This is a genomic window from Shouchella hunanensis, from assembly GCF_028735875.1.
In the GTDB taxonomy this organism is placed as follows: domain Bacteria; phylum Bacillota; class Bacilli; order Bacillales; family Bacillaceae_D; genus Shouchella; species Shouchella hunanensis.
This window is the reverse complement of record NZ_CP117834.1, coordinates 558581-573716: the sequence shown is the minus strand read 5'-3', so window position 1 is coordinate 573716 and position 15136 is coordinate 558581. Positions and strand designations below refer to the sequence as shown.

Below are 15136 nucleotides of genomic sequence, written 5' to 3'. Positions count from 1 at the left end.
GATGTTGCACGATATAAGCTTAAACGACACAAGATAGGCAGTCATCTTGGCCTGTATCTTTCGTTCGTGCATAGTAAATCGTTTTAACCCCTTTATGGTGAGCGTAGAGGTCAATTCGGTTTAAGTCTCTTGTCGTCATCGTGTCTTTTAAGAATAGCGTAAAGCTAATCCCTTGATCGATATGCTGCTGGATTGTTCCAATCATATCGACGACTTTAAACATGTCCATGTCGTATGCTTCTTTAAAGAAGAACCAGTTATTTGCTGTTAAGCCTGGCATTGGGTAGTACGTCTTTGAGTTTCCGTATGTTCGTTCCTCAATACGCTCCATAATTGGCATAACGCTTGCGGTAGCCGATTGAACATAAGAAATGGAACCAGTTGGTGCAATGGCCAATCGATAGCTATGGAAAAGACCATGCTCTTGAACAAAAGCTTGAAGTTCTTTCCAGTCGTCAGTTGTTGGAATATGCATTCCTTCAAAGAGAGCAGCGATTTTGTCGTACTGTGGTGTGAAATTTGTCGTGAGATAAGGCGTAAAATAGTCACCTGTTGCGTACGTGCTTTCATCATATCGATAATACGTTTCACCACGGTCGCGAGCAATTTCTGCTGATCGTTTAATGGAATAAAAGTTCATTGCCATAAAGAATGTGTTAGCAAAGTCACGCGCTTCAGGACTTTCATAAGCAATATGTTGTTCAGCAAGATAACCGTGAAGGTTCATCGCACCAAGACCAATAGATTTCATCTTTTCATTGGCATGACGAACAGCTGGTGCATTCGTAATATTAGTTGACTCGGACACTCTTGTAAGTGCATCAGTTGCTAGTGACACCGTTTGTTCAAGTGAGCGATTTTTCATTACGTTCATTATGTTAATTGAACCAAGGTTACAAGAAATGTCTAAGCCGATGTCATCTTCTTGATCATAATCATTATAGGTTGAAACTTGTGAGGCCTGTAGAATTTCAGAACAGAGATTTGAAAATTTAACATTACTAATATGATTGTTCGCATGGGCTTTGTTCACATTATCTGCAAACATAATGTATGGGTACCCAGACTCGGAACGAAGAATAGCAAGCTTTTGGAACAAGCGTCTAGGGTTAATTTTTTCTTTACGTACCCTTGGATCATCAACTAACGTCTCATACATATCTTCCATATTCATTTCATCTAAATGCTCACCATACGCTTTGTAGACCGTATGTGGGTAGAAGAGGTACGCATCTTTATCTTCACGCATGAGTTCAATAAATTTGTCAGGAATGACAACGCCAATAGATAAAGTTTTCACACGAACATCTTCGTCAGCAGAAATTTTTCTTGTATCAAGGAAATCGTTAATATCTGCGTGGAAAATGTTTAAATAAGCTGCACCAGATCCTTGACGTTGCCCCATTTGATCTGCATAACGGAACGCATTATCCAACAGTTTCATAACGCCAACAACCCCTTTAGTAGCGTTAGCAACGTCTTTAATGGCTTCGCCTTTTGCGCGTAACTTCGAGAGGTTTAGTGCAACACCGCCGCCAAGCTTAGATAGTTGCATGGAAATATCAACGGCACGACTAATATCGTTTAATGAGTCATTCACTTCTAATAAGAAGCAAGAGACAAGCTCTCCACGTCGCTTTCTACCTGCATTTAAAAACGTCGGTGTAGCCGGTTGAAACTCTTGTGAGATCATTGCTTTCACAAGCGCTCTTGCTTTATCAACATCGCCTTTCCCGAAGAAAAGCGCTACAATCGCAACGCGGTCCTCATACCGTTCAAGAATTTTTGTTTTGTCGTTCGTCTTTAATGCATAATCGTTGTAAAATTTAAATGCTGACATAAAAGAAGGAAAACGAAATTTTTTATTGTAAGCAACATTCATTACTTCTTTTATCTCATCCATAGTGTATAAGTCTAGTAATTCTTCCTCATAATAATCATTTTTTACGAGGTACTCCATTTTTTCTTCTAAGTCATGGAAGAAGACAGTATTTTGATTCACATAATCAACAAAATAACTATGTACAGCCTCTTTATCTTTTTCAAATTGATACGAGCCGTCTTTGGCGATCATGAGCTCATTGTTAAGCTGAACCCACTTTGGTACTGAGTTTTGCGTTAGTGTTGTCAATAGAATGAACCTCCTGTATAAAGTGTGCAACATCAGTTGCTGTGCCACTTAATTCAAATTTATGAAGAATGGGTACGTGATACATCGCCGCAATTAAGTCTGCACTTCTTGCAAAACGATCGCCCCAAATGCGATTCCCACTTGCTGCAACGGCTACAAGCCATCTATGATTACTTTCTAAAAACTGACGCGTTTTAGGAGACAAGTCACCAAAACCTGTCGTATATGTGAGAAGAATATAAGGCTCGTCCACAAATGACGACTCAGTAATTCGTTCACATTCGAATGGTAATTTTTCGGTAAATCGCTTAACATTACCAGTTCTAGAATCGAAAAGTATCTTCATTAGTGAACAACTCCAATATAAATCATCTATATCTTTAATACCACATATGGTAGACGATAAACATAAATAAATCAACATATTGATTTTATCCCCAGCCTGTGGGAAAGTGAGAAAAACAGGGCTGTTTCAACCCTTTCTTTGTGGATAAGCGTAATTTAACGTTTTTTCGACAAAGAAAAAACGCCCTACTTTTTGTAGAACGCTGTCCATTATAACGGAAATTTTTTTGTTTAACATGTAAAAAAAGAAACACATAAGCTTATGAATCGATAAAAAATTCTAGAAATGCCTCTGACCAAATTTCTTGGCCCTCATCATTAGGGCGTAGATTTTGAGTAACGGATTCTAAACCTTCGCCTGTAGGCCACGCCACCCAGTGATCCACATATGTACCTGGAAGTGAAGATGCTTGTTCATCGAGTGTGTTTTTCCTTTCTAAATAGTGTAAGGCATTAGGAAAAGGATTTGAAGGAACGACAATGATTTCAGTATCAGGTAATTCGCTTTCCATATGCGTTAGAAAAAGAGAAAGATTATCAACGGATTCTTGTTCAGTAAATGGCAGATAATACTGATTATCGTTTAGTGAGAACGATTCAACAATAAGAATGGTAGGCTCCGCTGCGGTAATGTCACTCGCTGTATCGGCAATAAGAGAAGAAGAGACCGTTTCACCTGAATAAGTTAGTACCTCGTAATCAATCTTCGTAGCGGTGATTGCATGAGCGGTTTCCTTCATAACAAGGCTTGGCCAATCACGATCACTTTCAGTACTAGTAAACGATGAGGATCCAACAAACACCACTTTTTGAGTAAGAGAGGAGTCTTTTTCTATGTGGCTTCCTAGCCAACCTGAAGAAACCGTTTCGTCTATATCGGGCTCAACCTCTGTTTCTTCGTTTGTTTCGGGTTCTTCAACAGGGATTGATGATGTAGCTTCATCGGCAATTTCTGCAATTTGCTGTTGATTATACATATAGCTTAAAATAATTCCTGTTATACTAAACAGAATAACAAGAGGGAAACCTATTTTCTTCAACATTATTACGTCCTTTCTTGACAATTATCTACAATCTATTATAGTCATGGTTGGCGAACATAGAAAGAGTTTATTTGATCTATTAGAATGTCATTGTCGCCATCATGAGGCCGATGAATAAGGAGAAGACATGTCTACAATTAAAACGATCCAACTAAGTGTATTACTCGTCATTCGAAACGAAGAACGGTATATTGCGACATTAATGGAAAACCTTTTAAAGCAAGAAAAAAACGGATTTGATTTTGAAATTATTGTTGTTGACGGTCGCTCTACTGATCGTACATTGGAAATTATTCAAGGGTTTGTTGAGCAGGGACACCGAATACGCGTGCTTGATAATCCTAAAAAAACATTGCCAACAGGTTGGAACATTGGAATTAAAGGGGCAAGTGGTTCGTATATTTTGAGAATTGATGGCCACACAGCTGTCCCAAATGACTTCTTGCAACGCTATGTCAACTGTATACAGCGACAGCCAGCTGCTGATGTCGTTGGGGGCATTATTCAATCTCGTGGTCTTGGGAAACAAGGGAAAATTAATGAGTATGTCTACTCACATCCGTTCGGCGTAGGAAATTCGAAATTCCGAACTCTCGAAGGAAAAGAGTGGGAAGGCTATGTAGATACAGTACCTTACGGAGCCTATAAACGAGCGGTCTTTTCAGACGTAGGTTTATTTGATGAACGCTTAAAACGAAACGAAGATATTGAGTTTCATAAGCGGATGCGCGATGCTGGCAAGACTTTTTTCTTATCTACTGCTATCCAATCAACCTATTTTGTAAGACCGACATTAAAAGGGCTAATCGATAAATCCCTCGGTGACGGTAAATGGAACATCATTGCGAATGCCGCAACGCCTGGAGCGCTTGGATTACGACACCGTATCCCATTGCTTGCGTTTTTAGCCGGTTTACTTTTACTCATTGCGTCATTGTTAAGCACAAGTGCACTCATCTTATTTAGTTCCGTTGTTCTCTTATACGCCATTCTCAATTTAACCGTATCATATCCATGTGCAAAGGAAAATGGACTAGGTGCTTGGCTCCCGTGTGCAACAACTTTTTTCGTACTTCATTTCGTGCGAGGGTATGCATCATTCCAAGCTTTTTTCTCCCGTAGCTATTGGCGTGTGAAACGGACAAATACGTAAGGATCGACGAATCAATGGAACGGTTTAGTTATGAAAGAATATGTGAAGAAAACAATCTGTATGGTATTTTATCAAACCTTTTTTTGATAAAAGACATTCGATCACACTTATGCTAAAATGAATCTTAGTTTAAAATTCTATGAAACTAGGAGTTAAGACGATGCCAAATATGATTCCAAACCGAGCGACTCGCGCGCTTACAATGGTCGTCGATTTAATATTAATTGTATTATCATATGGTCTTGCCTTCCTTCTTTTTAATGAGCAAATGACGCCTAAGAACTATGACGCGTTTTTAGGAATTTTACCTTGGATTATTGTTATTAGCATCCTTTTTTTAGGTATCTATGAGCTTGATCGTTTGGTTCAATACGATGTATGGGATATTGTTAGGAAATTAGCTATTGCTGTTACGTTCATTTTATTAATTACGATGACGGTTTCCTTCTTTTTCCGAGAGTTTGCCATGCCGCGTTCAGTCCTATTATCTGCACATGGAATTGCCTTTACCGCTTTATTAGTATGGAAATCGGCTTTTACAAAATATAGCCAGCTATCGAGAAAAGGCAAAGTGATGTTCATCGGAACAGAAAAAGAATTCGAAGAAATGGAAGATAGCTTAGCATCCTTTCTTTCAAAGAGCAGCTATGTCAGATGGTATGATAAAAAAGAATCGCTTGCGCAATTGCGTACACAAATTAACCAGTTTAACGTCGTCTTCATTGGTTCAGAATTAGAAGAAGAAAAGAAAGATCGTTTGATGTTTCATGCGATGAAAAATAAAAAGCTTGTCTACGTTGTACCGAAAGTGAATGACATGCTGCTTATGAATACATCTGTAACAACAATGGATGACACGATGGTGATGCAAGTAAGACCATTTACGCTTTCGTTAACACAGCTACTCATTAAACGAGGTGTTGACATCGCGGCAGCTGTAGCGATGATTGTGGCAACATTGCCAGTTATGGTTGTGACAGCAATCGGCATTAAGATTGAAGATCGTGGCCCAGTATTTTTTAAACAAGAGCGGGTTGGGAAAAACCATAAGCCGTTCAACATTTTAAAGTTCCGTTCCATGGTCATTGATGCCGAATCAAAAACAGGTCCAGTGCTAGCAAAATCAAATGATGACCGTATTACAAAAATGGGTAAATTTATTCGTAAAACAAGAATTGATGAATTACCCCAGTTAATTAATGTATTAAAAGGAGATATGTCTCTTGTTGGTCCGAGACCAGAGCGTGAATTCTTCACAAAACAGTTTCAACGAGAAAACAAATGGTTTAACTACCGCCATGCTGTAAAACCAGGAATTACTGGCTATGCGCAAGTAATGGGTAAATATACAACAGATGCGGATAAAAAACTAAAATTTGATTTACACTATATTCGAAACTATTCTTTCTGGTTAGACTTAACCATTTTAATGCAGACCATACTCGTGGTCATTAATAAGGCGAAATCAGAAGGGGAAACGAATTCAACCAAAAATAAAAAGGTCTCTTATTTCACAAAGAAACAACAGAGCCATTAAAGAAATGGGATTCCCCACATTACACAAGGTATGTGGGGAATCTGTATGTAACGGAAAGGGTTTTATTTTATGTTAAAGCAGATGAAGCGGTTAAAAATCGTTCGACGGTTGACTCGACTTTTTTTTCAAGCATCGGCATCATTACCAGTAAAAAAGAAACAAGTAATGTTTGAAAGCTATTCTGGCAAACAATATAGCTGTAACCCAAGAGCTATTTATGAATACTTGAAGGTGGAAAAAACAGATTACCAACTCATATGGAGTGTAAACAAAGATTTCGTGAAAGAATTTGAAGAAAGAAATATTCCTTATATTAAACGATTAAGCTTACGCTGGTTTTTTGAGTTGGCTCGGTCACGTTATTGGGTAACTAACAGCCGAATGCCGAACTGGATAAGCAAGCCATCACACACAATCTATTTGCAAACTTGGCATGGTACACCGCTAAAAAAGCTTGCTGCTGATATGGATGATGTGAGAATGCCTGGAACTAATCGTGACCGCTATATTAAAAATTTTCATAAAGAAGTCGAGAACTGGGACTATTTAATTTCACCAAATCCCTACTCAACTAAGATCTTTAAAAGAGCGTTTCAATTTCATAAAGATATGCTCGAAACAGGTTACCCACGAAATGATCAACTAGTTAATGGAAACACAGAACAGACAATTATGAGGATAAAAAAAGAACTTAAGATTCCCCTTGATAAAAAAGTGATTTTGTATGCGCCAACGTGGCGAGACCATCATAATGCTGGACCAGGTTCGTATCATTTTGACCTTAAGCTGGATCTAAAGCGTTGCCAAGAGCAGCTGGGTGATGACTATATCATCTTAATGCGGCTGCATTCATTTATAACGAAAGCACCAGATTTTAGCGAGTATAAAGGGTTTGTATACGATGTAACAAAGAATCAAGACATTAATGAGCTTTATTTAATATCAGATCTACTCATTACCGATTACTCTTCAGTATTTTTTGATTTTGCCATTTTAAAGCGACCAATTATTTTCTTCACATACGATCTAGAAGAGTATCGAGACGATATTAGAGGGTTTTATTTTTCTTTAGAAGAACATGCACCAGGGTCAATTGTAAAAACAACAGATGAATGTATACAGGCAATTGAACGCTCTTCTACAGAGAATAATCAACTGAAATATGAAGCATTTTTTAATAAATTCTGCTTGTTTGATGATGGAAAAGCAACAAGCCGGGTCGTGCAGAACGTTTTTAAGGCAGGGGAATAAAGAATGAAACACGAAATGATTGCTTCGACCTGGTTTGATACAAAACGTATTAGAAATCTACGAGAACAATCACAGTCGTATAGTGCAAAAGAAGACTTGTGGTCGTGGTATGTACTAAGAAGAATATCAATCTTTGTAACCATCCTTTTTATAAAGCTTAAGCTCACACCCAATGCAATTAGTTGGCTTAGTGCACTATTTGTTGTTTCCTCAGGAGCCTGGCTCATACAAGCAACGCCTTTAGGGTTTTTAATGGCGTTTGTTTTCTATAACCTTGGTTACTTATTTGATTGTGTGGATGGAGAAGTAGCAAGGCTTACGAAGAACACGTCGAAGAAAGGGTATTTTATTGATTTATTAATTCAAGGCGCTACGCTGCCTGTGTTCTTGTCCATACCATTAGCGTTACTTGTTATAAAGGGTTCGCTGCAGTTAACAGGTATGGAGCTTATTGGCTTGTATAGCGTGTTCACATTAATTATTATGGCACTTTTTGTGCCAATTGCATTTCAATTAACACGTTCTTCAGCACAAGATGAGCGCGATCCAGTCAATAAAATACGTACGAAATCGGTTATATTTGAGTTTGCTGGTGTCTTATTAGGATTACCTGGATTTTTTGCAACACTATTGCTTATTACGCTTGTGACTGGTTTTCAAACTGTATCATGGCAAGTGTGGTACATGGTCTTATTTTTATTTATCTTTGCCTTAAAAGTGGTTGCGCGCTTTTTTATAACCGTTAAGAGTTTTCCTAAAGAACCATGATATTACAAGGTGAGAGAACGTATTCTATGTTATAATGTGCCTATTGTAAACATACACCCACAAATATAAAAGAATCATATAGAAAGAATCTTGATAGGAGGAGATCACATTGAAAAAAGTCATTACGTATGGAACATTTGATTTATTACACTGGGGTCATATTAACTTACTACAACGCGCAAAAGATTTAGGCGATTATTTAATTGTTGCAATATCGTCTGATGAATTTAATGCATTAAAAGAAAAAGAAGCGTACCACAGCTTTGAAAACCGTAAAATGATTTTAGAGGCAATTCGTTATGTGGATGAAGTCATTGCTGAAGATAATTGGGAACAAAAAGTGACTGACGTTCAAGCACACGATATAGATGTTTTCGTTATGGGCGATGACTGGGAAGGGAAATTTGACTTCTTAAAAGAATATTGTGAAGTTGTGTATCTTCCTCGCACAGAAGGCATCTCAACGACAAAAATTAAAACGGAATTGCTCGAAGCGAATAAATAAGAAAAGTCTTGAGAGCTTCATACTTACCAATAAAAGTGTGGAGTTCTTTTTGTATGAAAGGATTGAAGAAGGTGAATGTTAGTATAATTACGCCTGTTGCTGCAATGGATGAAATGTATATCCGAAGCTGTGGGGCCTCGGTTGCAGCTCAAATTCAAACAGGGATTGAATGGATCTTAATTATTGAACAAGAATCAGCTCTTATTACTGAACACGTTAAAGACATTCAAAAATTAAATCAAAACTTAGTGATACGTGTAATAGAAGAAAAAAATGCAGGCATTTATGCTAAAAGAAATAAAGGAATTCAAAGTGCTCAAGGGGAGTATATTTATTTTTTAGATGTGGATGATCGCTTACACGAACACACTCTATATATTCTAATGGAATCGGCCATGAGCGAAGGGATTGGCTATGACATTATTTTAGGTGCTTTAAAAGAAACGACATTCCAAAAAGATATTGATTCACCAACATATAATATTCTGTTAAAAAGACTTCTCGATAATCGTATAAGTAAGCCTGTTACATTAGCTGAAAAGAAATATCGGATCTCGGCTTTAAACACGTTATTTAGAAAAGATTTAATTTCAAAGCATACTATACTTTTTGATGAAGAAAAAGTAGGTCATGCAGATGTAATTTTTACAACGCAAGCATATAAAGTAACAAAGAAGCCGATTGTGTATGAGAAAGATGCATTGTATCAAAAATATGTACGAAATGATCCTATAAAAAATCCTTCTGTAAACCAAGAGTTAGATGGTTCCATTTATTATCCTATTGGTATGGCAGATGCTATTGCTTTGTTAACTGACGAAGATGGTGCACTAAAGGCTGAATTAATCGCCAAATTTTTAAAAGCCTATCAATATAAGTATTTAAATCAAATTTATTCGCAAGATGAATTTAATGAAATAAAAAAAGTATGGGCAAGTAGCTTTAATAAAATTGGTTTGAATAATGTCCAATTTGCTAGGTCCATTCATGAGAAAGAAGTTAAATTTTTAATAGAAGAAAAGTATGCTAAAGCGACTAAGCTGGCGAATAGAAGAATTTTCTTCAGAACTGTGAAAAAGGTACTTAAAAAACCAAAAACACTGAATCGAGTTCTTTATCAAACTTTCTTATCAAAGAAAACAAGGATTAATAAGAATGTTATTTTGTATGAGAGTTTCTTAGGACGCAACTACTCAGATAGCCCAAAGTATATTTATGAGTATTTAAATAAGCACTATCCAAACAAGTACAAACATGTCTGGGTATTTAATGATCCTTCAAGAATAGAACCTACTGGTGTTACGAAAGTAAAACGATTTAGTTTTAAACATATGTATTACATGGCAAAAGCTAAGTACCATGTAAACAATATGCGTCAGCCAAAGTGGTTTATAAAACGACCGAATCAAGTTTTTCTAGCAACTTGGCATGGTACCCCTTTAAAGAAACTAGTGTTTGATATGAATGATGTTCATTCTGCCAATCCTAACTATAAAAAAGACTTTTATGATCAATCGAGAGCTTGGGACTACCTTGTTTCGGCAAATCATTATTCAACAAAAATATTCAAGAGTGCCTTTTTATTTGATAACCACATTCTTGAATATGGGTATCCTAGAAATGACTTATTGTATGCGGATAATAAGGATCAACTGGCAGCTGAATATAAAGAACGATTACGTGTTCCACAAGATAAAAAGATTGTCTTGTATGCACCAACGTGGCGAGATGATGAGTTTTATAAACCTGGTCAATATAAATTTAAGTTGCAGTTGGATTTAAATCGATTAAAAGAAAGATTAGGAAATGAGTATTTCTTTTTAATTCGCACACATTATTTTATTGCGGACAAGCTGGATTTTTCAGGTGTGGAAGATTTTGTGTTGAACGTATCAGATTATGATGACATAACGGAGCTTTACTTAATATCAGATGTATTAATTACAGACTATTCTTCCGTATTTTTTGATTATGCAAACCTCAAACGCCCAATCTTATTTTTTACTTATGATCTAGAAAAGTATAGGGATACGCTTAGAGGCTTTTATCTTGATTTGGAGACCGAAGCACCTGGTCCTTTGTTGAAAACAACAGAAGATGTTGTGAATGCATTAGATCGGTTAGAGGAAACGAAACAAAAGTATGCTACGATACTGGAGGATTTCCATAACGAGTATTGTCACTTAGATGATGGACAAGCATCAAAGCATATTGCTGAAAAAGTGATTGTAAACAGTAAGTAAAAAAAATAAACCGTATTCTAGCCTCCAATAACTAGAGTACGGTTTATTTGTTGTTAAAAAACTCCTGCTAAACATGATTTATAGCAGGAGTGCAGAAATTATAGGATAATCCCTGTATTTTTTATCCAGCCTTCTTTTCCATTCACTTTGATTTTAACATAACCTGAATGCGTTTCTAGAACCTCAACAGATTGCCCCTTAACTAATTGAAGCAAGATATCACTGTCATTATCCGCAGAGACTAACAAGTCAGTGTCAATCGTTAACGTAATAAAGTCGTCATCGCTATCAGAGCCAGAATCGTTATCAACGCCTTCAGAAGAAGAATCATCACTCTCAGAAACTAGATCGTTATCAACGACTTCAGAAGAAGAATCGTCACTCTCAGAAACTAGATCGTTATCACCGATCTCAGAAGAAGAATCGTCACTCTCAGGGACTGAGTCGCTATCACCGTCATCAGAAGAAGAATCATCACTCTCAGAAACTAGATCGTTATCAACGACTTCAGAAGAAGAATCGTCACTCTCAGAAACTAGATCGTTATCACCGATCTCAGAAGAAGAATCGTCACTCTCAGGGACTGAGTCGCTATCACCGTCATCAGAAGAAGAATCGTCACTCTCAGAAACTAGATCGTTATCAACGACTTCAGAAGAAGAATCGTCACTCTCAGAAACTAGATCGTTATCAACGACTTCAGAAGAAGGGTCGTCATCGCTATCAGAGCCAGAATCGTTATCAACGCCTTCAGAAGAAGAATCATCACTCTCAGGGACTGAGTCGCTATCACCGTCATCAGAAGAAGGATCGTCCTCGCTATCAGAGACTAAATCGTTATCAACGACCTCAGAAGAAGAATCATCACTCTCAGGGACTGAATCGCTATCAACGGCTTCAGAAGAAGAATCGTCATTTCTATCAGAGCCAGAATCATTATCACCGATCTCAGAAGAAGAATCGTCCTCGCTATCAGAGACTAAATCGTTATCGACATCATCGACAGCAGAAGCCGGCTCTTTTTTAGAATCCGTTTCCTGATTTGATAAATCTTTTTCCTTATTTGGAACAGTTTCAGCGCTTTGTTTATTAGAATCTAGTTCCTTCTCAGGCTTTTCTTGTTTAGAGGAGTTGTCCTGTCCACTCTCTCCATCAGTTTCTTCTGCTTGTAGAGGTTCTTCGATCACGGTTTCTGGTTCGTCTACAAACATTGGACCCATTAGTGAGCGCGACATTGCTTGAATACTAGGCTCAGAACTCTTTTCTTGTACATACTGTGCAGAAACCCAGCCAGTTTGTGAACCAACCTTTATTTGATGCCAGCCGCTCTTAGTGCTCAAAATCTCAACAGATTGGCCTTTATTTAATGTAGTGAGAACTTTGTAGGAAGTTCCAGCGCCTTCACGTAAATTTAATCGTGCTGTTGTTTCACCAGCTTTTGTTACAATTGTCTCTTCTTTCTTTGCCTCTGAATTAGTGGAAAGAAAGTCAGCAGAAACCCAACCAGTTTGATTGCCGGCTTTGACTTGATACCAGTTGCCTTGTTTTTGAAGAAGCTCCAATTTCTGTCCAACCGGAAGCGTCGTTAAGACTCGGTGAGACGTGCCCGCACCCGAACGAAGGTTTAAGCGAGCTGTCGTTGTAGCAGAGCCAAGAGAAGGCTTGTTTTCTCCGACATTATTCCCATTTGTTTTAATGAAGTCAGCAGAAACCCAACCAGTTTGACTGCCGGCCTTAACTTGATACCAGTTGCCTTGTTTTTGAAGAAGCTCCAATTTCTGTCCAACCGGAAGCGTCGTTAAGACTCGGTGAGACGTGCCTGCACCTGAACGAAGGTTTAAGCGAGCTGTCGTTGTAGCGGACCCAAGAGAAGGCTTGTTGTCTCCGACATTGTTCCCATCAGTTTTAATGAAGTCAGCAGAAACCCAACCAGTTTGATTGCCGGCTTTGACTTGATACCAGTTGCCTTGTTTTTGAAGAAGCTCTAATTTCTGTCCAACCGGAAGTGTTGTTAAGACTCGGTGAGACGTGCCCGCACCTGAACGAAGGTTTAAGCGAGCTGTCGTTGTAGCAGAGCCAAGAGAAGGCTTGTTGTCTCCGACATTGTTCCCATCAGTTTTAATGAAGTCAGCAGAAACCCAACCAGTTTGATTGCCGGCCTTAACTTGATACCAGTTGCCTTGTTTTTGAAGAAGCTCTAATTTCTGTCCAACCGGAAGTGTTGTTAAGACTCGGTGAGACGTGCCCGCACCCGAACGAAGGTTTAAGCGAGCTGTCGTTGTAGCAGAGCCAAGAGAAGGCTTGTTTTCTCCGACATTGTTCCCATCAGTTTTAATGAAGTCAGCAGAAACCCAACCAGTTTGATTGCCGGCCTTAACTTGATACCAGTTGCCTTGTTTTTGAAGGAGCTCTAATTTCTGTCCAACCGGAAGCGTTGTTAAGACTCGGTGAGATGTGCCCGCACCTGAACGAAGGTTTAAGCGAGCTGTCGTTGTAGCAGAGCCAAGAGAAGGCTTGTTGTCTCCGACATTGTTCCCATCAGTTTTAATGAAGTCAGCAGAAACCCAACCAGTTTGATTGCCGGCTTTAACTTGATACCAGTTGCCTTGTTTTTGAAGAAGCTCTAATTTCTGTCCAACCGGAAGCGTCGTTAAGACTCGGTGAGAAGTGCCTGCACCCGAACGAAGGTTTAAGCGAGCTGTCGTTGTAGCGGACCCAAGAGAAGGCTTATTCTCTTCAACATTGTCGCTTGTAATGGAGACAAAATCAGCAGAAACCCAACCAGTTTGAAAGCCAACTCTTACAAAATACCAGTTGCCTTCTTTCTTTACGATTTGCACAGTTTGGTCTTTGGAAAGAGTTGTGCGAATCGAACTATTCGTGTTTGGCTGGGCTCGTAAATTTAAACGCGCCGTTGTTTTACCTTCCGCGATAATCTCTTCATCCACTTCTTCAATTTGGTCTTCACTTTCTTGCGAAAACGTTAAAAATTGTCCTGATACATAGCCTTCTACATTTCCAACTTTAATTTGGTACCATTGTCCCGTTTTAGCAATTAACTCAACTCGTTCGTCTTTATTTAACGTAGTTAAAACAGAATGACTTGTACCTGGGCCTGTTCGCACATTTAATCTTGCAGTAGTAGTACCATATGTATTTGGTGGTAATGGCTCAAGTTCATTGTCACCTGGTTGATTTCCTACTGGCTGATTATTGTAGACGGGAACGGAAAATTGCAAATTATAGTTATCGACTAATCCATATAAATTTGCCATCTGGTGGGTTTGCTTGACAGCCCAACCGACATCGGTTGCATACTGATATGTCCCAGGAGAAGCAGGATTCCAGCGCATTTTATAAAGCGTTGTCTGACCTCTAGCAAAGTAATTGTTAGAAACGAAACGAGCACCACCAATGATGGCATCTTCAGGTGTAAACCAACCTTGATTATAAGCATAGCGGGCGCCTGCTTGTACTGCATTTCCGTCAAAAGCGCCAATTCCGTACATGTTGTAAACGGTTCGACCGTTATATTGAACCCCTCGTGCTAGTTGGGAACCACCATTACCTGTTTCCAATAATGCGTGAGAGATAAGATAGATTTCATTTACGCCATGCAGTTTACTCGCATTAATAAATGTTTGACCATGTCCAGATAGAGTCCCTTTATTAGATAGAAGTTGGGAGTTAATGGACTGCGCACTTAAACCTGCACTAGAGCTTAAGTCAAGAAACTGTAAATAAGCAGATGTTCCTTGATTAAAATTATTAGGATTCATGTAGTAGGCTACATCATTCCTGGACGCGTTTTGCCATCGTCCATTTCGATCAGTTTGTGGTGGGGCAGACAATCCCATTTGCCGGTCGACTGCATCGTTAAATGAGATAGGGTAATGATTTTCAACGACTGTAAAGGAATTTGCGAACGTTGTTTGAAGAGGGAAAGCCGTTGCGATTAGAGTGAGCGCGGAGGCTGATCCACTTGTAACTAGAATTTTCGTTTTTATGATAAACACCTCCGAATTTTGTTCTTCCTCAACTATATTTATCGAAACAATTGTTTCATATATTAATAGAGTTGAGGAGATTTTTAATCATCCCGCAAATATTGAGAGATCCTGTCACTATACCTCTTATTATAAAGAATAAAACCTAGTTAG

The 15136-nt window shown here is 38.4% G+C and carries 10 protein-coding genes; 6 read left to right on the top strand and 4 right to left on the bottom strand.

Annotated elements, in window-relative coordinates:
• Positions 1–19: 19 nt before the first annotated feature.
• The 3 genes from nrdE to PQ477_RS03070 form a co-directional block, all read right to left on the bottom strand.
• The gene (gene nrdE / locus PQ477_RS03080; RefSeq protein WP_274272942.1) at positions 20–2164 is read right to left on the bottom strand and encodes a class 1b ribonucleoside-diphosphate reductase subunit alpha; all 2145 of its coding nucleotides are present in this window, start codon (positions 2162–2164) and stop codon (positions 20–22) included.
• Complete coding sequence (nrdI, locus tag PQ477_RS03075) at positions 2085–2477, bottom strand: class Ib ribonucleoside-diphosphate reductase assembly flavoprotein NrdI (RefSeq protein WP_060705721.1); 393 nt, start codon at positions 2475–2477, stop codon at positions 2085–2087. Before nrdI ends, nrdE begins: the two co-directional genes overlap by 80 nt.
• A 259-nt stretch (positions 2478–2736) precedes the next feature.
• A complete protein-coding gene (locus PQ477_RS03070; protein ID WP_035397628.1) occupies positions 2737–3519 on the bottom strand; it encodes an SGNH/GDSL hydrolase family protein in 783 nt (260 codons plus the stop codon).
• 127 nt (positions 3520–3646) lie between these two features.
• Between PQ477_RS03070 and PQ477_RS03065 the strand changes: the two genes are divergently transcribed.
• From PQ477_RS03065 to PQ477_RS03040, 6 genes are all read left to right on the top strand, one after another.
• Positions 3647–4672 (top strand): glycosyltransferase family 2 protein, encoded by a 1026-nt coding sequence (locus PQ477_RS03065; RefSeq protein ID WP_274272941.1) that lies wholly within the window; start codon positions 3647–3649, stop codon positions 4670–4672.
• A 160-nt stretch (positions 4673–4832) separates the two neighbouring features.
• Positions 4833–6209 (top strand): sugar transferase, encoded by a 1377-nt coding sequence (locus PQ477_RS03060; protein ID WP_274272940.1) that lies wholly within the window; start codon positions 4833–4835, stop codon positions 6207–6209.
• 69 nt (positions 6210–6278) lie between these two features.
• A complete protein-coding gene (locus PQ477_RS03055; RefSeq protein ID WP_274272939.1) occupies positions 6279–7460 on the top strand; it encodes a CDP-glycerol glycerophosphotransferase family protein in 1182 nt (393 codons plus the stop codon).
• 3 nt (positions 7461–7463) lie between these two features.
• Positions 7464–8228, top strand: a complete 765-nt coding sequence (locus PQ477_RS03050; protein WP_060705725.1) for a CDP-alcohol phosphatidyltransferase family protein — start codon at positions 7464–7466, stop codon at positions 8226–8228.
• A 109-nt stretch (positions 8229–8337) separates the two neighbouring features.
• Positions 8338–8733 carry a glycerol-3-phosphate cytidylyltransferase gene (tagD, locus tag PQ477_RS03045; protein ID WP_274272938.1) on the top strand — a complete coding sequence of 132 codons (396 nt, stop codon included), beginning with the start codon at positions 8338–8340 and terminating at the stop codon, positions 8731–8733.
• A gap of 71 nt (positions 8734–8804) precedes the next feature.
• Entirely contained in the window at positions 8805–10976 is a 2172-nt protein-coding gene (locus PQ477_RS03040) for a CDP-glycerol:glycerophosphate glycerophosphotransferase (protein ID WP_274272937.1), read from the top strand.
• A gap of 98 nt (positions 10977–11074) precedes the next feature.
• Here the strand turns inward: PQ477_RS03040 and PQ477_RS03035 are convergent, their stop codons facing one another.
• Positions 11075–14992 (bottom strand): SH3 domain-containing protein, encoded by a 3918-nt coding sequence (locus PQ477_RS03035; protein WP_274272936.1) that lies wholly within the window; start codon positions 14990–14992, stop codon positions 11075–11077.
• Between the last annotated feature and the right edge of the window lie 144 nt (positions 14993–15136).